Raw genomic sequence first — 22,072 nt, forward strand, 5'->3', positions numbered from 1 at the left:
AACCTTCTTTACCGGTTGGGGTCGTCGGCGCTCCCTGCTAGGGGCTGCGCCGCCATGATCACGATCGACAGCCTTACCGTCCGCCTTGGCGGCCGCCCAATCCTGCAGGATGCCTCCGCCGCGATCCCGACCGGGGCCCGCATCGGGCTGATCGGCCGCAACGGAGCCGGCAAGTCGACCCTGATGAAAGCACTGATCGGCCAGCTCGAGCCGGACAATGGCTCGATCACCATGCCGCGCCGCGCCCGCGTCGGCTACATCGCTCAGGAAGCGCCGAGCGGCGCGATCACTCCGTTCGAGGCGGTGCTGGCCGGCGATGCCGAGCGCGCCAGCCTGCTGGAGGAGGCGGAAAGCTGCACCGATATGGACCGGCTGGGCGACCTCCACGACCGGTTGCTCGCGATCGACGCCTATGCCGCCCCTTCGCGCGCGGCGATCATCCTGACTGGCCTCGGTTTCGACGAAGAAATGCAGGCGCAGCCGCTCGATACGTTTTCGGGCGGCTGGAAGATGCGCGTCGCGCTGGGCGCGTTGTTGCTGTCGAACCCCGATGTGTTGATGCTCGACGAGCCCTCGAACCATCTCGATCTCGAAGCCACGCTGTGGTTGGAGAGCTTCCTCAAGGCGTACCAGGGCACGCTGGTTGTCATCAGCCACGAGCGCGATCTGCTCAACAATGTGGTCACCGCGATCCTGCACCTGCAGGACGGCAAGCTGACGCTCTATCCCGGCGGTTACGACGCGTTCGAGAAGCAGCGCGCCGAACGTGCGGCACAGCTAGCCGCAGCCAAGGCCTCGCAGGATGCCCAGCGCGCCCGGCTGGAGGACTACGTCGCGCGCAACAGCGCCCGCGCCTCCACCGCCAAGCAGGCCCAGTCGCGCGCCAAGATGCTGGCGAAGATGCAGCCGATTGCGGCGCTGATGGAAGATCCGAGCCTGAGTTTCGACTTTCCCAGCCCCGAAGAGATGCGCCCGCCGCTGATCACGCTCGACCTCGCGGCGGTCGGATACGGTGAGACACCGATCCTCCAGCGGCTCAACCTGCGGATCGACCCGGACGACCGCATCGCGCTGCTGGGCCGCAACGGCAACGGCAAGACCACGCTTGCGCGGCTGTTGGCCGCCCAGCTTGCTCCGATGGACGGGGCGATGGCGGCGTCGGGCCGGATGCGGGTGGGCTATTTCACGCAATACCAGGTGGAAGAGCTTTCGTCCGACGGCACGCCGCTCGATCACATGACCCGCGCGATGGAAGGTGCATCGCCCGGCGCGGTTCGGGCACAGCTTGGGCGGTTCGGCTTTTCCGGTCACCGGGCTACCGCGCGGATCGGCACGCTCTCGGGCGGCGAGCGGGCGCGGCTGGCGCTGGCGCTGATTACGCGCGACGCGCCGCACCTGCTCATCCTTGACGAACCGACCAACCACCTCGACGTGGACGCGCGCGAGGCGCTGGTGCAGGCGCTCAATGCGTTCGATGGTGCCGTCATCCTGATCAGCCACGACCGCCACATGGTCGAACTGACCGCCGACCGACTGGTCCTCGTTGATGAAGGTACGGCCAGGGAGTATGCCGGCAGCATAGAGGACTACATCGACTTCGTACTGGGGCGGAACCAGCCTCGCGAAGGCAACGGCGCGAAGCCGAAGAAGGACAAGCGCGCTTCCGCCAAGGATCGCGAAGCCGCTCGTCTCGCCCGTAGCACTGTGACCGCTTCCGAAAAGGCAATTGCCCGCCTGCAAGACAAGCTTGCGCAAATCGACGGCGCATTGGCCGACCCGGCTGGGAATGCTGATAAGGCCCCCGCCGATCTCATGCGCAAACGGGCGGCGCTCGCGGCGGAACTCGAGGAGGCCGAGCTGCAATGGCTTGACGCGCAGGACAGCCTGGAAAAGGCCGAGGCCTGACCGCGATGCGGACCCGGCTCAGCGTCTGCGCGCGCAAGCGGCGGTTCGGGTCGGACGCGGAGGCGCAGGCAGCGGCACATGGCGCGGAGGCAGATCTTCGGCATTATCGCTGCGATCGTTGCGGGGCCTTTCACCTCACCAGCCGCCGCAAGGGCAAGCGCATTCCCCGGCCGATTGCAGAGGCTGAGACCGCGCGGTGAGTGGCATTATCTTGTTCAACAAGCCCTTCGGCGTACTTTCGCAGTTCACCGACGAGCAGCAAAGTACGCCTCGCCCGACGCTGGCCGCCTTCATCCACGCGCCCGGATTCTACCCCGCCGGACGGCTCGATTCCGACAGCGAAGGTTTGATGGTGCTGTGCGACGACGGATGCAGGCGCGCATCGCCGATCCGCGATTCAAGCTGGCGAAGAGCTACCTCGTACTGGTTGAGGGCGTGCCCGACGATGCGGCGCTCGGAGCCTTGTCGCGCGGTTTGCAACTGAAGGATGGTCTGACGCGGCCGGCCAAGGCAGAAATGATCGCCGACCCGGCGCTGTGGCCGCGCGATCCGCCGATCCGCGTTCGCAAAACCGTGCCCGAGAGCTGGCTGCGCCTGACGATCACCGAAGGCCGAAGCCGACAGGTCCGCCGCATGACCGCCGCCATCGGCCATCCCACGCTGAGGCTGGTCCGCTGGTCTGTGGGCGAATGGACGCTCGACGGGCTGGCTCCGGGCCAATGGCGGCGGGCGTGATCCGGGAGGTCAGTCGGTTACCACCGGTGCGAGGCAGCCACGGTTGACCAGATCGACGATCAGATCGCTGACATCGGGGTCGCTCATTTGATTGGGTTCCAGTGCGAGCCGGGAACGACAGATCTGGCTCGCCACTGCGGCCGCGGGGCCGTAGCACCGATAGGTTCGCCCGTCGACGAACAAGGTCACCGCATCATCACCATGCCGGATGAACGAGAACCGGCTAGCCGGATTGCGTTCGAACCGGATGGGGCCGGCCGCCCCGGCAATCAGATCGGCGGCACCTACCTTACTTTCAGGTGCCCAGTCGAGCCGCTCGTCCCTGGGCTCCGTGACGTAAGCGCCGAACCATGTTGCGAATGAGTCCCGATCCGAAAGCGCGCCGATGACCATTTCGTGAAGGCGCGCAATGGCCTCCGCCGAGATTTCGCCCGGATGGGCACCTGCGACGAGGTCCGGATCGGTGTAGCGGTCGTCATCATCCAGCGTTTCGAGCACGTGATCGACATAGGCGGACACCATATCGCCGCGCGACGGCGCGCGGAAGCCGATCGAATAGGTCATACAGTAGTCGCCCACCGCCAAACCGTCGTGGGCGAAACCCGGCGGGACGTAGAGGATGTCGCCCGGATCCAGCACCCACTCGTCCACCGGCTCGAAGTCGGTGAGCAGGCGCAGGTCGTTATGCGGCAACAGGCGCGCGCTGTCGTCGCAGCGGCGACCGACACGCCAGCGCCGCCGACCCAGCCCTTGGACAAGGAACACGTCGTATTGGTCGTAATGCGGCCCGACACCGCCGCCGTCGGTGGCGTAGCTCACCATCACGTCGTCGATGCGCCAGTCGGGGATGAAGCGGAACGGTTCGATCAGCGCGGCCACTTCCGGCACGTGGTGATCGACCGCCTGGACCAGCAGCGTCCACGGGCAATCGCCCAGTTGGGTGAAACGGTCTGGCGCGAGGGGACCGTGCTCGAGCTCCCACTGGCCCGGCGCGGGTTGCCGCACGAGGCGGGATTCGATCTCGGGTTCGCACGCGAGACCCGCAAGCTCGTCCGGCTCGAGCGGGTTCGACCAGTCGCGCCACGCGCCGCGCATCAGCAGCGGGCGCTTCTGCCAGGTTTCGGCGAGAAAACGATCCCGTTCGAACGCGAGCAGCGAAGACATCAGGCTTCGGGCTCGTCGTCGGCCCGGACCATCAGATCCATGAAGTTTCGGGCAGCGTCGCGGTCGCCCGCATCCTTGAACGCGATGTCGAGATCGGGCGCGGCACCGAGCAGGTAGAGGACCGACCAGAGCGCGAACCGCTCCCCGCGATCGCGCGACAGCCCGAAATCGACCTGCATTCGGTCAATACCGGCAAAGCGTTGCGCTTCCTCCAGATCGTCCAGCGAGCGGGAGCCGAAATAGCGGTAGAGGAGGTCGTCGAACTGCATGGCGCCCGCGCTACCACGGCGGGAGATCCGCGTCACGGTCCCCAATCGCTCCGCAAGCAGGTGGCTTGAAGCAGTGAGCTCAACTCCACTTGGGCTTGATCGCAGCGGGGAGCAACGAGTTGCGCCGCGCTGGCGTGTCGGCGGGGTTTTGGATATGCTCCTCTCAGGCAGCATCGGGGGCAGGGCGAATGGGCATGGGCGAAGCGACGAAAAGGCCACGGCTCTTCGTCAGCCATCATTCGAGCAAGGCAGAAGTCGCGCTGCAGGTGGAGGCGGCGCTTGCAAGGCATGATGTCGACTGCTGGATGGCACCGCGCGATGTCGATCCCGGAGAGGCTTTCGATACGGCGATCCAGAAGGCGATCGACGAATGTTCGGCGGTGTTGCTGCTGTTCTGCGCGCAGTCTGACAAAAGCCGCCACGTCAAGCGCGAGCTGATCCTCGCCGATTCGGCCAGCAAGGCAATCCTGCCTCTGCGTCTCGAGGATGTGGTGCCACACGATCTCGCATACCATCTCGCCAGTGCACAGTGGATCGACTGGCTCGCCCGGCGCGACGAGGCGATGTCACGCATTGCGGCGAAGGCGCATCGACTCGATGGCCTGGACCAGTCCGCCGATGTCGTGGCCGCCGCAGATGCGTTGCACGCAGCAACGATCCTGCAAGCGAGCCGCCAGGAAGAGCCGGCCCGCATGCCGCCTCCACCTGTGCCGTCTCCGCCCGCGTCGTCAGGAATGCCGGTATGGGTCTTCGCCGTGATCGGCCTTGTTCTGGTCGTCGGGGTTCTTGCGGGCATGCTGCTGACCCGCGGCGGCGAGGAATCCGGGCCTGCGCCCGAACCGGCCCGCCTCGCCGATGTTGAAGCGTCGGATTCGATGGGGGAAGCAAACTCCGAAGAAGGCAAGGTGGAACCGGAGATCGTCGAGCCCACACCCGTCGTACCGCCCATGCGGGCCAGCGTATCGCCATCGTTCAATTGTTCGAAAGCTGCATCCCGGGTAGAGAAAATGATCTGCTCGGACGATGAGTTGGCCCTGCTCGATCGCGAGCTTGCGCGGTCGTTCCGGGAATTGCGCGCCGTCGCAGGCCAAGATCGCGCCGAACTGGAAGCCGATCAACGCAACTGGCGCGTGGCCGAGCGCGATGCTTGCGGCAGCGTCGACTGCATTGCCAGTGTAACCCGTGACCGCGTCGCCCTGCTTAACGCTGCAAAGCTGGCCATCATGAATGGCGAGGCGTTTTAGGAACGGGTCCTACTGGCGCGTGGTTGGCCCCGGCTGATCGATCGCCTGCCCTTCGCTGTCGCGCAAGCCGCTGGTTTCCTGAATCGCCGAGGTCTCGAGAATATTGAGCGCGTTCTGAATCGCCGCATAGCGCTTTGCATCGACGATCCATTGTTTGGCGTTGGCAGCACCCGGTAGCGTGCGGACTTCCTTGATGGCATCCTCTACGCGGCCCTGCTCCAGGGACAGTCGCGCACGGTAAATCGAACGATCGGAGCGTGTGGAGGGTGTAGATTCACGCCGGATCACGAACAGTTCCCCCAGCTCTCGCCGGAAGCGCGAGAAGGACGGCGCTTCACTCGGCGTAACCAGCGTGGGTTCGAGCCCGTCGAGCCGGGCAATCAGCTGGTCGAGTCTTATCGGATCTTTTGAAGCTTCGAGCACCACGCGTACTGCATCTGGCTGGGCCATGCCGAACCGCAGCCGCAATTGGTCACCGAGATACCCGAGTCCCTCGCCTCGCTCAAGCGTCCGGCGCGCAGCGAAGGCGATCAACAAACCTTCTGCTCGGCCCGCATTGCCCGATGCGGCCTGTGTCTGCTGGTCGATCCGCGCCAGCCGTGCTTCGGCCAGGGCGAGGCGGCCTTCCAGTCCGCCTTCCTGCGCTGCAGCCTCTTCGCGAGATGCAAGCGCGTCGATGTCGCCTGCCGAACCGAATTCCGACATGGCATTGGGCGGTGCTTTCGGCTTATCGCTCGTAGCAATTTTGGCGGGCACAGCCTGCTCGGGACGATCCCCGCGCCACCAGAAATATCCTGTCACGACGGCACCCAGGAGAATGGCCGTTAGCGCAAGCCCGAGGATCGTCTGGAAGGAACCGCTCTTGCGGCGTGTTCCGATAGTATCGTCCATTATCTTCCGTTCTGCATCCGGAAAGGCTTTGCGCCTAACCGTTCAAACCCGCAATCTTGTCGCACATGTCGCGCGCCAAAGCCAGCAGGGCCATATCGTCGGCCTCCTCTGCGATGGCGACTTCGGCCCAGCCAGAGCCCACGCTTTGCGCGACGCGCGGTGCCAGCGCCGCAATGTGCAGTCCGGCGCGGTCCACGCCTGCAAGATCGCATTGCGCTGCAAAATGTTGACCGGCGATGGCCGAATGCAGCAGCACCGTTCCGCCCTTGCGCAGCACATCGACGGTGTCCGCAGTCATCGTGCGCGGCGCGCTGCGGTACACGACGCGCTCGGCCATGGAGATGGCAGGGGGAAGCTTCAGCGCAACCCTCTCCTCGCCCGCGAGCCGGAGCAGGCTGAGCGGCTGATCGGCAAGGCCGTTGAGCACTGCCTGCAAACCGCCATCGCCCACCCTTTCGACCGCGAATCCCATCGCTTCAGCCTCGCGGGCGGTCGCCGCGCCAACGGCAAAGACCGGGAGATGACGCAGGGCAGCGAGCTTGGCGCCGCCATTGCGGAAGGCATTCGCGCTGCCGACAAGCAGGCCGTCGAAGTCTCCGGCGGGCATGTCCCAGGTGACCGGCTCGATCACGAAAAGCGGCTCGCCGATCAGCACTAGCCCCAGCCTTTGCCCTGCAGCCAGAGTGGCCGAAAAACCGGGCTCCGGCCGGAACACGAAAACCCGAGGGCTCATGCGCCCGGCGCGAACAGTTCCGCGATCGACGGCGGCGCGCGGTCGAGCAGATCGCGTCCGAGGGCGCGAAACGCGTCGAGTGCGGTGCTTTCGCTTTCCACCGAGCCATCTACCCGCTCGGTGCCGTCGGCGCTGAAAATGCTCGCCTTCATCGACAGACGATCGCCCGTGACCGATGTCAGGACGGCGATCGGACTGTGACAGGTGCCCCCAAGCGCTTCGAGCAAGGCGCGTTCGGCCATCACTCTCGCCCGGCTCGGCGCATGGTCGATCGCCTCCAGCGCCGCACGGGCGAACTCGTCATCGGCGCGGCATTCGATCCCGATGGCACCCTGTGACGGTGCGGGGAGCCACGAAGCTTCATCGAGTGGCGTCCCGACCGAGATTTCCCCCAGCCGCTCGAGCCCCGCTGCCGCCAGCAGCGTCACATCTGCCTCTCCCGCCGCGAGCTTGCCGAGCCTTGTGGCGACGTTGCCGCGAATGCCGACGATCACGCAATCGGGGCGATAGTGCAGCATCTGTGCGGCGCGGCGCGGCGCGCTCGTGCCGACCCGCGCGCCCTGCGGGATCGTCTCGAGTGAACCCGCGCCGACCAGCACGTCGCGCACATCGGCGCGCGGCAGGATCGCGCCGATGGCGAAGTCGGCGGGCCGCAGGGTCTCGACATCCTTCATCGAATGGACCGAGGCATCGATCCGGCCTTCGTGCAGCCATTGGTCGAGTTCCTTGGTCCACAGCGCCTTGCCGCCGATATCGGCCAGCGGGCGGTCGAGGATCTTGTCGCCGCTCGCCACGACCTCGACCAGTTCGACCTCGTCGCGTGCCCAGCCATGCGCCTCGCACAGCCGGTCCCTTGCCTCTTCGGCCTGCGCCAGTGCCAGCGGCGACTGGCGCGTTCCGAGCCTGAGTCTGTATCGTGTCGTCATGCTTTGCTTGCCCTAAACGGGCAGGTCGCTAAGGGGAAGCGCCATGGGGATCGTTCTCGGCATTGAATCGAGTTGTGACGAAACCGCCGCTGCGCTCGTTACCACCGACCGGCGCATCATCGCGCAGCGGATCGCGTCGCAGGATGCCGAACACGCGCCCTACGGCGGCGTCGTTCCGGAGATCGCCGCGCGCGCACATGCCGAGAAGCTGGCACCGATGATCGCAGGCGTCATGGCCGATGCGGGGCTGGAACTGGCCGACCTCGATGCGATCGCGGCCACCGCCGGCCCCGGCCTGATCGGCGGGGTGATGGTCGGGCTGGTCAGCGCCAAGGCGCTGGCGATGGCGAGCGATGTGCCGCTGATCGCAATCAACCATCTGGAAGGCCACGCGCTCTCGCCGCGCCTTGCCGATCCCGAACTCCAATTTCCTTACATGCTTTTGCTGGTCTCGGGCGGGCATTGCCAGATCCTGTTGGTCGAGGGCGTCGGTCGATACCGCAGGCTCGCGACGACGATCGACGATGCGCTGGGCGAGGCGTTCGACAAGACCGCCAAGATCCTCGGCCTGGGATATCCCGGAGGCCCGGCGGTCGAGAGGCTGGCGAAAGAGGGCGATGCCCGCGCCGTGCCACTCCCCCGCCCGCTGGTCGGCAGCGGCGAGCCGCATTTCTCCTTCGCCGGGCTCAAAAGCGCGGTGCTGCGGGCCAAGGAAAGCGGCAAATACGGCGATGCCGATATCGCGGCGAGTTTCCAGCAGGCGGCGGTCGATTGCCTCGTTGATCGGCTGAGGATCGCGCTCGATGTGAGCGACAGCGTCCCTGCGCTTGTGCTTGCGGGCGGGGTGGCCGCCAATCAGGCAGTCCGCACAGTGCTCGAAGGGCTCGCAGCGGAGCGCGGGATGCGCTTTGTCGCACCCCCCCTGGCGCTGTGTACGGACAACGCCGCGATGATCGCCTGGGCCGGGGTCGAACGGCTCGACTCGGGCCAGTCCGACCCGCTCGACATCGCTGCAAGGCCGCGCTGGCCGCTCGATCCGAGTGCCGAACCGGTGCGCGGCGCGGGATATAAGGCCTGATGGCTGTCGGCGTGATCGGAGCGGGCGCATGGGGCACCGCGCTGGCGCAAATGCTCGCCAGCGACGGGCGCGACGTGCTGCTGTGGGCGCTCGAGGCCGAGGTGGTGACGGAGATCAACACTGCGCATCGCAATTCGCTCTACCTTCCTTCGGCCGAGCTCGCGCCCGGCGTCCGGGCAACGGGCGACCTGGCCGACTTGGGCGGGTGCGACACGCTGCTGGCAGTTACTCCGGCCCAGCATCTTGCCGGGATCGTCGCGAAATTATCCCACCCGCCGCGCGATCTGGTGTTGTGCAGCAAGGGGATCGAAGCAGGGACGGGGCGGATGATGAACGATGTCGCCGCCGAGGTCGCGGTCGACAGCGCGATCGCGATTCTTTCCGGCCCGACCTTTGCGCATGAAGTCGCCGCCGGCTTGCCTACAGCGGTCACCCTCGCCTGCAGCGGCGGCGAAGCGCAGTGGGATCGCCTCTCGCCCGTCATAGCGCGCCCGCAGTTCCGGCCCTACTATTCCGACGATGTGATCGGGGCGGAGATCGGCGGCGCGGTGAAGAACGTGCTCGCCATCGCCTGCGGAGTGGTCGACGGGCTGGGCCTGGGCCAGAACGCGCGCGCTGCGCTGATTGCGCGCGGCTATGCCGAGATGCAGCGTTTCGGCGACGCGCTGGGCGCGCAGCGGGTGACGCTGGCAGGGCTGTCCGGCCTGGGGGACCTCGTGCTGACTTGTTCCTCGACCTCGAGCCGAAATTTCTCGCTTGGCAAGGCACTGGGCGAAGGCAGATCGGCGGTCGAACTGATGGCGGACCGCCGGACTGTGGCGGAAGGCGCGCACACCGCGCCGGTGCTGCGCGAGCTGGCGCACAGGCACGGCGCGCGGATGCCCATCGTCGAAGCGGTCAATATGCTGCTCGAAGGCGCAGATGCACGCTCGGTCGTCGCCGGGCTGCTGTCGCGCCCGCTCAAGGCCGAATAGGGCCGAGGTGTCGAAGGCAATCGATCAACCCGCCGGGCCGGAACCGGCCAAGGGCGGCGACGACATGGCCGCGCTCGCCAAGGGCGGGCGCGACAACACGCTTGGCTTCGTCCTGCGCCTGCTCGGCAACGTGCCGTTCCTGTTCATCGGCTACCGGCTTTACGGGGTCGAGGAGATGGGCCGCTTCGTCCCCGCCCTGGTGATGATCGACATCGTGGCGCTGATCTGCGCGCTGGGCGAGAAGCGCGGGCTGGCGCAGCGGCTGACCCAAGGTGCCGAGGATGGCGAGAAGTCGGCGACCAATCTGGTGTACGACGGCATGCTCGCGTCGCTGGTCGTCGCTGTGCCGATGGTCTTGCTGCTGTTCGCATTCCCGGTGCTGATGTTCCCGAGCGGGACCAACAGCGAATATGACATGTGGATCCTGGCCGCGATCCCCGCCTTCGCTCTGACCGAGATCCTGCTCGCCGCGCAAGCCTGCCGCTACGACATCGCGACTACCGTGCGCGCGCGCGCACTGGTCGAGCCGTGGACCAAGTCGATCGCGGCGGGCGTGTTCTTCTTCATCCCGGCGATCGGCGACGGCGGGCTGGTGCTGGCCTTCGTCGCCTCGATCTACGCCGCCTTCCTCACCGCGTTGTGGTCGTTCCTGCGCACCTATGGCCTGCCATCCGGCTGGCGGCCGCGCGCGAACTATCTTAGCCGGATGTCGCTACGCTCGCTGCCGCTGGTCGGTGCCGACGTGATCGAACGCGGGACGCGGCTGCTCGACCTGTTCCTGCTTGGCCAGTTCACTTCGCCCAAGGCGGTGGCGATCTATTTCTTCGCCAAGGAAATCGCCAGCCTGCCGCAAAAGCTAAAGAGCAGCTTCGAACCCATCCTTGCCCCGGTCATCACCAAGAACCTCAAGACCGGCGACCTAGGCACGATTGCCGCGCAGGTGAGGCAAGTGGGCTTCTGGATCATCGCGATCCAGCTGGGCATCGCGCTGGCGCTGACGATCCCCGGCGAGGCGGTGATGGGGCTGGGTGGCCCCGCCATCGTGGGCGGTACCGGCGCGCTCGCGTTCCTGCTGATGGCCGAGGTGGTCGCGTCGATGGCGGTCGTTTCGGAAAGCGTGCTGGTCTATATCGCGAAGAAGCGGAACCTCGCGATTTCGCTCGGCATAATCACGCTGCAGGCGGTGCTCACTGTGTCGCTCATCCTGCTGGTGCGGCATTTCGGTTTCGACGAAGGGTTCAACGCGGCGGGGGCGGCGGCGGCCCTGCTGCTTTCGCTGGCGGTCTCCAGCCTGGTCAAGGCCATGCTGCTGAAGCGGCTACTGGGTGCACCGGTCGGCAATCTGCGTCTGGGCCTGGTGTGGGCGACCGGACCGGCGGTGCTCGTCGGCTTCGCCTTCACCTTCGCGCCCGAATGGGTCGAACTGCTGGTCGGCATCCCGGCAATCGTCTGCACCTACGGATACGTCATCTGGCACAAGGGTTTCGGCCCGGAGGACCGGGTCTTGTTCCGCAAGAACATCGGCGGCGTTCCCGAACCCGAAGTGGCTGCCTGATCTCCGCCCTGAGGGTCACCGCGCACCTTCCATTCCACCGCATGTACGAAACGTTCAGTCGGCATTCACGGCGTGAGACGATGTTACATCGTGGGACTGAATGGGAGTGACGACATGCTGGTGGGACGTCTATTTATCGCCGTATCGATGGTAGCCATGGTCGCGGGTTGCGCGTCGAAGCAGCAGCCGGACATCGCCTCGACGGCAGGGGGCGAAGCGGCAAAACCCGTTCCGGGATCGCAGGATGGCACGGTCGTCGTAACCGGCGCGCGCGTCGGCCGCGAGGAGTCGCGCGACCGGAAGGTGGCGGCACCCATGCTGATGGCGCCGCCTGCTCCGGTCATGACGGGGTATGCCGTGGCCGTTGCCGATGCAGAGGTTCCCGCCAGCGCAACCAACACGAGACCAACGGCCGAGGATTATCGCTATTTCGTCCCGCCGGTCGTGGTCGCGACCGATCCGGGCCGCGAGGTCTATGACGGCGAAGAGGTCTCCCCGGTCAAGATCGCCGCCGCCGAACCGGTGTCCACCTTTTCGGTCGATGTCGATACCGGCGCCTATGCCAATGCGCGGCGGTTCCTGACGCAAGGCCAGATCCCGCCCCGTGCTGCGGTGCGGACCGAGGAACTGATCAACTATTTCCGCTACGACTACGCCAGGCCCGATACGCGCGAGACACCGTTCAGCGTTTCGACCGACCTCGCGGTCACCCCGTGGAACCCTGACACAAGGCTGATGCGGATCGGGCTGCGCGGTTACGATTTGCCGCAGGACAGCCGCCCTCCCGCAAACCTCGTGTTCTTGCTAGACGTTTCGGGATCGATGAACAGCCCGGACAAGCTCCCGCTGGTCAAGACCGCGCTGACCGGCCTCGCCAACCAGCTGACGAGCAAGGACAAGGTATCGATCGTCGTCTACGCCGGGGCCGCCGGTCTGGTGCTCGACGCAACTAGCAATCCGTCCGAAATCCGCAATGCCATCGACCAGCTAAGCGCGGGCGGATCGACCGCTGGCGGCGCGGGGATCGAATTGGCTTATCGGATCGCCGAGGCCAACCGGATCGACGGCGGGGTCAACCGCGTGATCCTCGCCACCGACGGCGATTTCAACGTCGGTATCTCGGACCGCGACCAGTTGGTCGAAATGATAGAGAAGAAGCGCGCGAGCGGGATCACCCTGACCACGCTCGGCTTCGGCACCGGCAACATCAACGATGCGCTGATGGAGCAGCTCGCCAACAAGGGGAACGGCAACTACGCCTATATCGACAGCGCGCTGGAAGCCCGCAAGGTGCTGGGCGAGGAGATGGGCTCGACCATCTTCACCATCGCCAAGGACGTGAAAATCCAGGTCGAATTCAACCCGGCGGTGGTCAGCCAGTATCGGCTGATCGGCTATGAGAACCGCGCGCTGCGCGAGGAGGATTTCAACAACGACAAGGTCGATGCGGGCGATATCGGGGCCGGGCACCAGGTGACCGCGATTTACGAGATCGTCCCGGCGGGCAAGACCGCTTGGATCGAGCAGCGCCGCTACGAAGCGCCGCTCTCCGCCGCCGCGCAGGAGCTCTCGAGCGAGGCAGCCTTCGTCAAGCTGCGCTACAAATTGCCCGACGGCGACACGTCGAAACTGATCACCACAGTCGTCCCCGCGAGCCAGATCCGCTCCGCGCAGATCCCGACAGGAGATTTCGCTTTCGCTGTGGCCGTCGCTGCCTTCGGGCAGAAGCTGCGAGCGGACAATCTGCTCGGCAATTTCGGGTTCGGCGACATCGAGCGACTCGCCGGGAGTCAGGGCGATTTCTACCGTCAGGAATTCCGCAAGCTGGTGGGCGTTGCCGACAGTCTCGAAGAGCCTCGGAACGGCGGCTGACGAAAGCTTTGCCCTAGGGTCTTTGCGATGCAGGCGGGCATGGCTAAGGCAACGCCATGTCGCTTCGCCCTTCCATCGCAATCCTTGCCGGCGCGCTTGTCGTCGCGACGGGTGCCGTTGCGTTCGGGCAGTGGCGTGACGAAGCGCTGGCAGAAGGTCTCTCCGCCAAAGCCGCGCGCGCTCTGCAACGCGCAGGCACGCCGGGTGTCGAGGCCGGGTTCGGCCTCGGCAGCGCCAGATTGCCGACCCGCCACGCGATCCTGCGCGGCGGCGGGAACCTCGACGAAGCGTCCCGCGCGAAGGCGGCCCGCGCAGTCGCTGCGGTTCCCGGTGTCGGCGGGGTCTACTGGATCGACGGCACGCGGCAGGCGCGCGGCGACGAACCCGCCTTCGCCCCGACCCATTGCCAGGACGAAGTCGAGGCCTTGCTGCGCGCCCGCACCATCCGGTTCGAGGAATCCTCCGCTGCAATCGAGGCCGCAAGCAACGAACTGGTCGACGAGGTGGCCGCCGCGCTGCGTCCGTGCCTCGGCAGCATCATCGCAATCACCGGCCACACCGACACCTCGGGCAATGAACCGGGCAATCTCGCACTCTCGCTCGAGCGGGCGCGGGCGGTCCGCGAGGCGCTGATCGCGCGCGGCATCCCGCGCGATGGGCTGCGGGCTCGCGGCATCGGATCTGCCGAGCCGGTCGAGGGGCTGCCGCCGTCCGACCCCGCCAACCGGCGGATCGAATTTTCGGTCATTTCGACTGTTCCGCTCAAGCCCAATCCGGTCGATACGCCGGGAGCGCGCTGACATGCCGATCGCTTACGAAGTCGTCGCACTTGCCCTGCTCGCCTACACCATCGGATTGGCGATCGGCTGGTCGGTGTGGGGACGTACCGCCCTCCCGGAAGGAGAAGACACACCATGAACGAACTCGTCGCAACCTACTGGCCAGTGATCATCGGCGCATTGCTGCTCGGAATCGCGGTCGCTTGGTTCGTCTTCGCCGCCAACCGCAAGGCGAAGGTGGAACTCGATCGCACAGATGTGCTCGACGATGGGAAGGGCCCCGCAGGCCGAAACCAGGCGTTGATCGACGCTCCGCCCGTTTCGGCATCTCCCGTCACGACCGAAGCGCGGGAAATCGCCGAAGTCGCTCCCGGGCTCACCTCGGCGGCGGCCAACCTGCAATCCGCCGCCCACGTCACCGCGGAGGCCGATGCGGAGGCTGGCGCGCCGGGCTCCGCACGCGAGGCGCTGCAGGAAATGCGCACCGACGACCTGACCCGCATCAAGGGTGTCGGGCCGAAGCTGGTCGATCTGCTCGCCGGCATGGGAGTGACGCGGTTCGAACAGATCGCCGTCTGGTCCGCCGAAGACATTGCCGCGATCGATTCACAGCTCGGCCGTTTCGAAGGCCGAATAGAGCGGGACAATTGGGTCGAACAGGCGCGCCTCCTCGCGTCGGGCGATGCCGAGGGCTTCAAGGACAGGTTCGGGGCGGTCTGAGCGGGAGGGAACCATCGCGCAGCATTTCCATTGATTGCAACAATCATTGAGAAAGGACCGCGCGATGGAAACGCCGACAGTTCTCGTCGCCGAAGACGAGTTTATCATAGCCCTCGACCTGTGCAGCACGGTGGAAGAGGCCGGCTGCATTGTCGAAGGCCCCTATGCCGACATCGCCTCGGCGATGCTCGCCCTGCAAAAGAAGCGTCCCGATGTGGCGATCCTCGACGTCAGTCTCGATGACGGCGAATCGTTCCCACTGGCAGAGCGGCTGATCGCCGAGCATGTGCCGGTTATCTTCCATTCGGGCCATTTCACGATCGAGGAAATGGAGGCCAGGTTCCCGCAGGCGACTGCCTGTACCAAGCCTTGCCCGCCGGGCGAGATAATCGCGAAGGTGAAGGCTGCGCTCCAGCCGCAAGCGGTGAACTGACCGCATCGGGCACCGCGCGCACTGGCATTGCGATTGGTCCTGTTCTATCCCCAAGCGAAATCGACGTTTGGGAGTAGATGATGAGCGAAGAGCTCTTCCCGGTACCGGCCAAATGGGCGCAAGATGCACTGCTTGATGCGGCGGGCTATGCCGCAAAGTATCAGAAATCGATCGAGGATCCTGAAGGTTTCTGGCGCGAGGAAGCGCAACGGATCGACTGGATGGAGCCCTTCTCCACGGTCAAAAATACCTCCTATGCCAAGGACGATTTCCGCATCCGCTGGTTCGAAGGCGGCAAGCTCAATATCAGCGCCAATGCGCTCGACCGGCATCTTGCGGACAAGAGCGACACGGTAGCGATCCTGTGGGAACCCGACGATCCCGCCGCGCCATCGCGCAGCCTGACCTACCGCGACCTGCACACCGAAGTCTGCAAGCTCGCCAATGCGCTGAAAGCGCAAGGTGTTGCCAAGGGCGACCGGGTGACGATCTACCTGCCGATGGTGCCCGAAGCGGCGATCGCGATGCTCGCCTGCGCGCGGATCGGCGCGGTGCATTCGGTGGTGTTCGCCGGCTTCAGCCCCGACGCGCTCGCCGGGCGGATCGAGGACTGCCAGTCGCGCATCGTGCTGACCGCCGACGAAGGGCTGCGCGGCGGCAAGAAAGTCCCGCTCAAGGCCAATGTCGATGCCGCGCTGGATAAGGTCGCGGTCGATCGGGTGATCGTGCTCGCGCACACCGGGACGGATGTTCCGATGAAAGCGGGCCGCGACATCGGCTGGGCCGAAGCGGTCGTAGACCAGCCCGCTATCTGCGAGCCCGAGGTGATGGACGCGGAGGACCCGCTGTTCATCCTCTACACCAGCGGTTCGACGGGAAAGCCCAAGGGCGTGCTCCACACAACCGGCGGCTATGCCGTGTGGACCAGCATGACTCACCAGTATGTGTTCGACTACCAGCCCAAGTCCGACGGCAGCAATCCGGTCTACTGGTGCGCCGCCGATGTCGGCTGGGTCACCGGGCACAGTTATGTCGTATACGCCCCGCTGATCAACGGGGCGACGCAGGTGATGTTCGAAGGGGTGCCGAACTATCCCGACCATTCGCGCTTCTGGCAGGTGATCGACAAGTACCAGGTCGATATCTTCTACGCCGCGCCGACCGCGCTGCGCGCGCTGATGCGCGAGGGCGACGAATGGGTGACGCGGACCAGCCGCAAGTCTCTGCGCTTGCTCGGCTCGGTCGGCGAGCCGATCAATCCCGAGGCATGGGACTGGTATCACCGCGTGGTAGGCGAGCGGCGCTGCCCGATCGTCGACACCTGGTGGCAGACCGAGACCGGCGGGGCGATGATCACCCCGCTGCCCGGCGCGACCGACCTCAAGCCCGGCAGCGCGTCGAAGCCGATGTTCGGGGTCAGGCCCGCGCTGGTCGATCCCGAGAAGGGCACGCTGATCGATGGCGCGGCGAGCGGCGCGCTGGTCATCGCCGACAGTTGGCCCGGCCAGATGCGCACCGTCTATGGCGACCACCAGCGTTTCTTCGACACCTATTTCAGCCAGTACCCCGGCTATTACTTCACCGGAGACGGGTGCCGCCGCGACGAAGACGGGTACTACTGGATCACCGGGCGGATCGACGATGTGATCAACGTCTCGGGCCACCGCATGGGCACCGCCGAAGTCGAAAGCGCGCTGGTCGAACATCCGCTGGTTGCCGAGGCCGCGGTTGTGGGTATGCCGCACGAGATCAAGGGCCAGGGCATCTATGCCTATGTCACCACCAATGCCGGGACCGAGGACAGCGAGGATCTGCGCAAGGAGCTGGTCCAGTGGGTGCGCAAGGAAATCGGCCCGATCGCGACGCCCGACGTGATCCAGTTCGCCCCCGGCCTGCCCAAGACCCGCAGCGGCAAGATTATGCGCCGCATCCTGCGCAAGATCGCCGAGAACGACACCGGCAATCTCGGCGATACGTCGACGCTGGCCGATCCCTCGGTGGTCGACGACCTGCTCGCCAACCGGCCGCAATAGACCCCGCCGATGCCCAAGCTGCGCACCATGGCGGATATGCCGGCAGGCGAATGGCTCGGGTTCGTTGAGGCCGCCGCATTTCTCGCCTGGGCGCGGTTGCTGGTGTGGATCGTCCCGCTCAAGTTCTGGCGCGGTCAGATCGCCGACGGGGTCGAGGCCAAGGGCGAATTGCCCCCGCTGACGGAGCGCGAGCGGGCTGCGGTGCTCGTCGTCTCGCGCTCGGTCGCCCGCGCTGTGCGCAATGCGCCGGTCGCGCTGATCTGCCTGCCTCAGGCGCTCGCCGCGCGCTGGATGCTGCGGCGGCGCGGGGTTGCGACCCAGCTCTACCTCGGCACCCGCCAGGCGGCGGAGGAGGACCGCGAATTCCACGCCTGGCTCAAGGCGGGCCGCACCTGGATCACCGGCCATTGCAACGAAACGGAGTATGTGACCTTCACCCGCAAACCCGCGTAGCCAGACTGCGGTTGCCCTTGGCCGAGCAAGTCGGCATGGGACGATAAACCGGTTTCAGGAGCAACCAATGGCCGACATGGCACCGTTCAACTGGGAAGACCCGTTCGATCTCGAAAGCCAGCTGACCGAGGAAGAACGCATGATCCGCGACGCCGCGCACGGCTTCGCGCAGAGCGAGCTCCAGCCGCGCGTGATCGAGGGCTTCGCCAACGAAGTCGACGCGCCCGAGTTGTTTCCGCTGATGGGCCGCGCGGGCCTGCTCGGTGCGACGGTGCCGGAGGAATATGGCGGTGCGGGCGCGGGCTATGTGGCCTACGGCTTGATCGCGCGCGAGATCGAGCGAGTCGACAGCGGCTACCGTTCGATGGCGAGCGTCCAGTCCAGCCTCGTGATGTATCCGATCCACGCCTATGGCTCCGAAGAGCAGCGCCGCAAATACCTCCCCGGACTTGCCTCGGGCGAACTCATCGGCTGCTTCGGCCTGACCGAACCCGATGCAGGCTCCGACCCCGCAGGCATGAAGACTGTCGCTAAGAAGAACGGCGACGGCTACGTCATCTCCGGGTCCAAGACCTGGATTTCCAATGCCCCCTTCGCCGATGTCTTCGTGGTATGGGCGAAGAGCGAGGCGCACGGCGGCGGCATTCGCGGCTTCATCCTCGAGAAGGGCATGGAGGGCCTCTCCGCCCCCAAGATCGAAGGCAAGCTGTCCTTGCGCGCCTCGACCACCGGGATGATCGTGATGGACGAGGTCAAGGTCGGCGCCGATGCCCTGCTGCCCAATGTGCAGGGTCTGAAGGGTCCGTTCGGCTGCCTCAACCGCGCGCGCTACGGCATCAGCTGGGGCGCGATGGGCGCGGCGGAGTTCTGCCTCCACGCCGCGCGGCAATACGGGCTCGACCGGCACCAGTTCGGCGTGCCGCTCGCCAGCAAGCAGATCTATCAGCTCAAGCTCGCCAATATGATGAGCGAGATCGCGCTCGGGCTGCAAGGCAGCTTGCGGGTCGGCCGGCTGATGGACGAGGGCCGTTTCGCGCCCGACATGATCTCGATCGTTAAACGCAACAATGTCGGCAAGGCGCTCGATATTGCGCGCTGGGCACGCGACATGCACGGCGGCAACGGGATCAGCGGCGAATACCAGGTGATCCGCCACATGGTGAACCTCGAAACGGTCAACACCTATGAAGGCACCCATGACGTCCATGCGCTGATCCTCGGCCGTGCGATCACCGGGATTTCAGCGTTCTGATGATGCGGCTGTTCGCCTATTTTCGCAGCTCCACCAGCTATCGCCTTCGAATCGCGCTGAATCTGAAAGGCCTCGACTACGAAGTGATCCCGGTCGACCTGCGCACATCGGAACAGAAGGGCGCGGCCTTCACCAGACGCAATCCGTTTGGCAGCGTCCCGATGTTGGAGGCCGACGGACGCGACCGGGCGCAGTCGATGGCGCTGCTCGAATGGCTCGATGAAGCCTATCCCGAGCCTGCATTGCTGCCGCGCGATATCGAGGACCGCTACACTTGCCGCGAACTGGCCTATGCGGTCGCCACCGAAATCCATGCGGTCAACAATTTGCCGGTGCTGAAGTACCTCGCCGATCCGCTCGGCCATTCGCAGGAGGAAGTCGACGTGTGGTACCGCCACTGGCTCGCCCGCACGCTCGACCCGCTGGAGGCGCGGCTGGCGCAGATCGGCACGGGGGATTTCCTGTTCGACGCGCCCGGCCTGTTCGAAATCGTCCTGCTGCCGCAGGTCTACAACGCGCGCAAATTCGCTTACGGTTTCGACGACAAGCCGCATATCGCGCGGATCGAAGCGGCATGCCTCGCGCTGCCCGAATTCCAGCGCGCTCACCCCGACAACCAGCCAGACAGCCCGGAGTATAACCGATGAAACTCGCCACCCTCAACGATGGAACCCGCGACGGAAAGCTGGTCGTCGTGTCAAAAGACATCACCCGTTACTGCGCGGCGGACAACATCGCGCCGACGCTGCAGGCCGCGCTCGATGATTGGAGCGCCATCGCCCCGCGGCTGCAGGCGCTCTACACCGATGTCGAGCATCAGACCGTGCCATGCGAGCGCTTTCACGAGCGCGAGGCGCACAGCCCTCTGCCGCGCGCGTATCAATGGGCGGACGGCAGCGCCTACATCAACCACGTCGAACTGGTGCGCAAGGCGCGCGGCGCCGAGGTGCCGGAAAGCTTCTATCACGACCCGCTGATGTATCAGGGCGGCAGCGACGACTTCTTGCCCCCGCGCGGAGATATCCCGCTCAAGGACACCGCCTGGGGCTGCGACATGGAGGGCGAGATCGCCTGTATCACCGACGATGTGCCGATGGGCGTTTCGAGCGAGGATGCGGCGAGTCACATCAAGTTGCTGATGCTGGTCAACGACGTGTCGCTGCGCGGGCTGATTCCGGGCGAGCTGGCCAAGGGTTTCGGCTTCTTCCAGTCGAAACCGGCCACCGCCTTCTCCCCCGTCTGCGTGACGCCCGACGAGCTGGGCGATGCCTGGCAGGGGAACGTGATCCATCTCCCATTGATGGTCGACTACAACGGTGCACCGTTCGGCCGCGCGAATGCCGGGGCGGACGCGACCTTCAGCCTCGCCGATCTCGTCGCCCATGCGGCAAAGACGCGCAATCTGGGCGCGGGCTGTATCATCGGATCGGGCACGGTATCCAACCAGGATGCCGATGGCGGCCCAGGCAAGCCGGTGAGCGAAGGCGGGCTGGGCTACAGCTGCATCGCCGAAATCCGCATGATCGAGACGATCTACGAGGGTGAGCCCAAGACCCGCTTCATGGCGCCGGGCGATACGGTGAAGATTGAAATGCGCGATGCCGAAGGGCACTCGATCTTCGGCGCGATCGAGCAGAAAGTGGTACAGGCCTGACGGGCTTCGTCTTTCGCCCGAGCTATGCGCGAAGCAGCTCCGGGAGATCGCCGGTCACGCCGCGCGCCTCGTCCATGAAGAAGGTCTTGAGCGGGCCGATGCGTTCGACCCCCGCCATGCCGAAGCGGCGCAGCGCCGACGCGGCCCTGCCGGGTATGCCGAACAGCCGGGTCAAGCCGTCGGTCGCCAGCGCCACGGTGAAGGCATCGAGCCCGCGCCATTGTTCGTATTTGCGCAGCAACTGCGCATCGCCCGGATCGAGCCCCAAGCGCATGCCTTCGGCCAGCACCTCCACCAGCGCGCCGACATCGCGCAGGCCGAGATTGAGGCCTTGCCCCGCGATGGGATGTATCCCGTGCGCCGCATCGCCGATCAGCGCCAACCGGTCGCCCGTAATGCGCGCGGTGTGATGGAAGCCGAGCGGGTAGGACGATCGCGGCCCGACAGATTCAATTGTGCCGAACAATCCGCCCATCCGCTTCTCGACCTCGGCAAGGAACGCGCGGTCGGACAGTTTGAGCGTGCCCGCAGCATCCTTCTCGCCCACGGTCCACACCAGCGCGCTGCGATGCTTGCCGTCGGCGCGGTCGAGCATCGGCAGCAGCGCGAAGGGCCCGGCGGGGTAGAAGATTTCCCATGCCACATTGCCATGCGGCAGTTCGTGCGTCAGCCCGGCGATGATCGCGCGGTGGCTGTAGTCCCACTTGGCGATGGTGATCCCGGCCTCGTCGCGCGTGGGGGAATTGCGCCCTTCGGCGGCGATCATCAGGCTGGCGTGCAGCGAAGTGCCGTCAGCCAGAACCACCGACACCCCGTGCGCGCCGCGATGGCGCTCCATGATCTCGCTCTTCGCATGCCACGCGATCAGCGGTTCTTCGCTCGCGGCCTCGAACAGCGCCAGCCGCAGTTCGCGATTGGCGAACATGCGGCCCAGCGTACCCTCGTGCGGTTCGGGCGTGAAGTCGATCGAGCCGGGCTTCATCTGGTCGGTCACCGCGATCGAGGCGATGGCGCAGCCGTGCGGTTCGAGCCGGTCGGCGAGGCCGATATTGGTGAACAGGTTCCAGCTCGCGGTGGAGATCGCCGAGGCGCGACCGTCGAACCCCTCGGCAGTCAGCTCGGCCGGGTCTGCGCGATCGACGACGTGGCTCGAAATGCCTTTGCGCGCGGCCGCGAGAGCGAGCATCATTCCCACCAGCCCGCCGCCGAGGATGAGAAGATCGCGCTTGTCCGTCATGCCATGTTCCTGTGTCCGATCAGCAACCCTTGGAACGGACACCGACGGCTGGCAAGCCCGCAGGGCAACAAACCGGTTGTCGTAAGCGCCCGGTTGACTTAGGCCTCCACGTGATGAGGGGCCTTTATCCGCGCGATCAACCAGTTATGCCCCGTGGAGCATGTC

The 22,072-nt window shown here is 65.8% G+C and carries 20 protein-coding genes and 1 pseudogene; 15 read left to right on the top strand and 6 right to left on the bottom strand.

Annotation, left to right across the window (positions count from 1 at the left end):
• The first annotated feature begins 54 nt into the window (after positions 1-54).
• Both NSO95_RS04380 and NSO95_RS04390 read left to right on the top strand, forming a co-directional pair.
• Complete coding sequence (locus tag NSO95_RS04380; protein WP_257594941.1) at positions 55-1,905, top strand: ABC-F family ATP-binding cassette domain-containing protein; 1,851 nt, start codon at positions 55-57, stop codon at positions 1,903-1,905.
• Between the two features lie 196 nt (positions 1,906-2,101).
• Positions 2,102-2,640: pseudogene (locus NSO95_RS04390) on the top strand (pseudouridine synthase).
• Between the two features lie 9 nt (positions 2,641-2,649).
• On the opposite strand, the gene NSO95_RS04395 reads toward NSO95_RS04390, so the two are convergent.
• The gene (locus tag NSO95_RS04395) at positions 2,650-3,804 is read right to left on the bottom strand and encodes a JmjC domain-containing protein (RefSeq protein WP_257594943.1); all 1,155 of its coding nucleotides are present in this window, start codon (positions 3,802-3,804) and stop codon (positions 2,650-2,652) included.
• Entirely contained in the window at positions 3,804-4,073 is a 270-nt protein-coding gene (locus NSO95_RS04400; protein WP_257594944.1) for a hypothetical protein, read from the bottom strand. Before NSO95_RS04400 ends, NSO95_RS04395 begins: the two co-directional genes overlap by 1 nt.
• A 194-nt stretch (positions 4,074-4,267) precedes the next feature.
• Here NSO95_RS04400 and NSO95_RS04405 point away from each other — a divergent pair, with 194 nt between their 5' ends.
• Positions 4,268-5,317, top strand: a complete 1,050-nt coding sequence (locus NSO95_RS04405; RefSeq protein WP_257594945.1) for a TIR domain-containing protein — start codon at positions 4,268-4,270, stop codon at positions 5,315-5,317.
• Positions 5,318-5,326: 9 nt separating this feature from the next.
• On the opposite strand, the gene NSO95_RS04410 is transcribed toward NSO95_RS04405, so the two are convergent.
• The 3 genes from NSO95_RS04410 to hemC are packed head-to-tail and all read right to left on the bottom strand — an operon-like array spanning position 5,327 to position 7,867.
• Entirely contained in the window at positions 5,327-6,208 is an 882-nt protein-coding gene (locus NSO95_RS04410) for an MICOS complex subunit MIC60 (RefSeq protein WP_257594946.1), read from the bottom strand.
• A 34-nt stretch (positions 6,209-6,242) separates the two neighbouring features.
• Entirely contained in the window at positions 6,243-6,941 is a 699-nt protein-coding gene (locus tag NSO95_RS04415) for a uroporphyrinogen-III synthase (protein WP_257594947.1), read from the bottom strand.
• Positions 6,938-7,867 carry a hydroxymethylbilane synthase gene (hemC, locus tag NSO95_RS04420; protein WP_257594948.1) on the bottom strand — a complete coding sequence of 310 codons (930 nt, stop codon included), beginning with the start codon at positions 7,865-7,867 and terminating at the stop codon, positions 6,938-6,940. The genes NSO95_RS04415 and hemC overlap by 4 nt, the downstream gene beginning before the upstream one ends.
• 43 nt (positions 7,868-7,910) lie before the next feature.
• Here hemC and tsaD point away from each other — a divergent pair, with 43 nt between their 5' ends.
• From tsaD to NSO95_RS04480, 12 genes are all read left to right on the top strand, one after another.
• Positions 7,911-8,945: a tRNA (adenosine(37)-N6)-threonylcarbamoyltransferase complex transferase subunit TsaD gene (gene tsaD / locus NSO95_RS04425; RefSeq protein ID WP_257594949.1), complete on the top strand. Its 1,035-nt coding sequence runs from the start codon at positions 7,911-7,913 to the stop codon at positions 8,943-8,945.
• Entirely contained in the window at positions 8,945-9,919 is a 975-nt protein-coding gene (locus tag NSO95_RS04430; protein WP_257594950.1) for an NAD(P)H-dependent glycerol-3-phosphate dehydrogenase, read from the top strand. The genes tsaD and NSO95_RS04430 overlap by 1 nt, the downstream gene beginning before the upstream one ends.
• Positions 9,920-9,983: 64 nt before the next feature.
• Positions 9,984-11,474 carry a lipopolysaccharide biosynthesis protein gene (locus tag NSO95_RS04435; protein ID WP_257595360.1) on the top strand — a complete coding sequence of 497 codons (1,491 nt, stop codon included), beginning with the start codon at positions 9,984-9,986 and terminating at the stop codon, positions 11,472-11,474.
• Positions 11,475-11,594: 120 nt separating this feature from the next.
• On the top strand, positions 11,595-13,346 hold the full coding sequence (locus tag NSO95_RS04440; RefSeq protein ID WP_366518991.1) for a vWA domain-containing protein: 1,752 nt from the start codon (positions 11,595-11,597) through the stop codon (positions 13,344-13,346).
• Between the two features lie 56 nt (positions 13,347-13,402).
• Positions 13,403-14,146: an OmpA family protein gene (locus NSO95_RS04445; RefSeq protein WP_257594951.1), complete on the top strand. Its 744-nt coding sequence runs from the start codon at positions 13,403-13,405 to the stop codon at positions 14,144-14,146.
• A gap of 114 nt (positions 14,147-14,260) precedes the next feature.
• A complete protein-coding gene (locus NSO95_RS04450; RefSeq protein WP_257594952.1) occupies positions 14,261-14,845 on the top strand; it encodes a helix-hairpin-helix domain-containing protein in 585 nt (194 codons plus the stop codon).
• A gap of 64 nt (positions 14,846-14,909) precedes the next feature.
• Entirely contained in the window at positions 14,910-15,278 is a 369-nt protein-coding gene (locus NSO95_RS04455) for a response regulator (protein WP_257594953.1), read from the top strand.
• 80 nt (positions 15,279-15,358) lie between these two features.
• Entirely contained in the window at positions 15,359-17,311 is a 1,953-nt protein-coding gene (gene acs, locus NSO95_RS04460; RefSeq protein ID WP_257594954.1) for an acetate--CoA ligase, read from the top strand.
• A 9-nt stretch (positions 17,312-17,320) separates the two neighbouring features.
• Entirely contained in the window at positions 17,321-17,764 is a 444-nt protein-coding gene (locus NSO95_RS04465) for a lasso peptide biosynthesis B2 protein (RefSeq protein ID WP_257594955.1), read from the top strand.
• A 67-nt stretch (positions 17,765-17,831) separates the two neighbouring features.
• Positions 17,832-19,016: an acyl-CoA dehydrogenase gene (locus NSO95_RS04470; RefSeq protein WP_257594956.1), complete on the top strand. Its 1,185-nt coding sequence runs from the start codon at positions 17,832-17,834 to the stop codon at positions 19,014-19,016.
• 2 nt (positions 19,017-19,018) lie between these two features.
• Positions 19,019-19,663, top strand: a complete 645-nt coding sequence (gene maiA / locus NSO95_RS04475; RefSeq protein WP_257595362.1) for a maleylacetoacetate isomerase — start codon at positions 19,019-19,021, stop codon at positions 19,661-19,663.
• Positions 19,660-20,670, top strand: a complete 1,011-nt coding sequence (locus NSO95_RS04480; protein WP_257594957.1) for a fumarylacetoacetate hydrolase family protein — start codon at positions 19,660-19,662, stop codon at positions 20,668-20,670. The genes maiA and NSO95_RS04480 overlap by 4 nt, the downstream gene beginning before the upstream one ends.
• A 22-nt stretch (positions 20,671-20,692) precedes the next feature.
• On the opposite strand, the gene NSO95_RS04485 is transcribed toward NSO95_RS04480, so the two are convergent.
• Entirely contained in the window at positions 20,693-21,907 is a 1,215-nt protein-coding gene (locus tag NSO95_RS04485; protein WP_257594958.1) for an FAD-dependent monooxygenase, read from the bottom strand.
• Positions 21,908-22,072: the final 165 nt, after the last annotated feature.

Origin of the sequence: Parerythrobacter lacustris, from assembly GCF_024626475.1 — a bacterium.
In the GTDB taxonomy this organism is placed as follows: domain Bacteria; phylum Pseudomonadota; class Alphaproteobacteria; order Sphingomonadales; family Sphingomonadaceae; genus Parerythrobacter_A; species Parerythrobacter_A lacustris.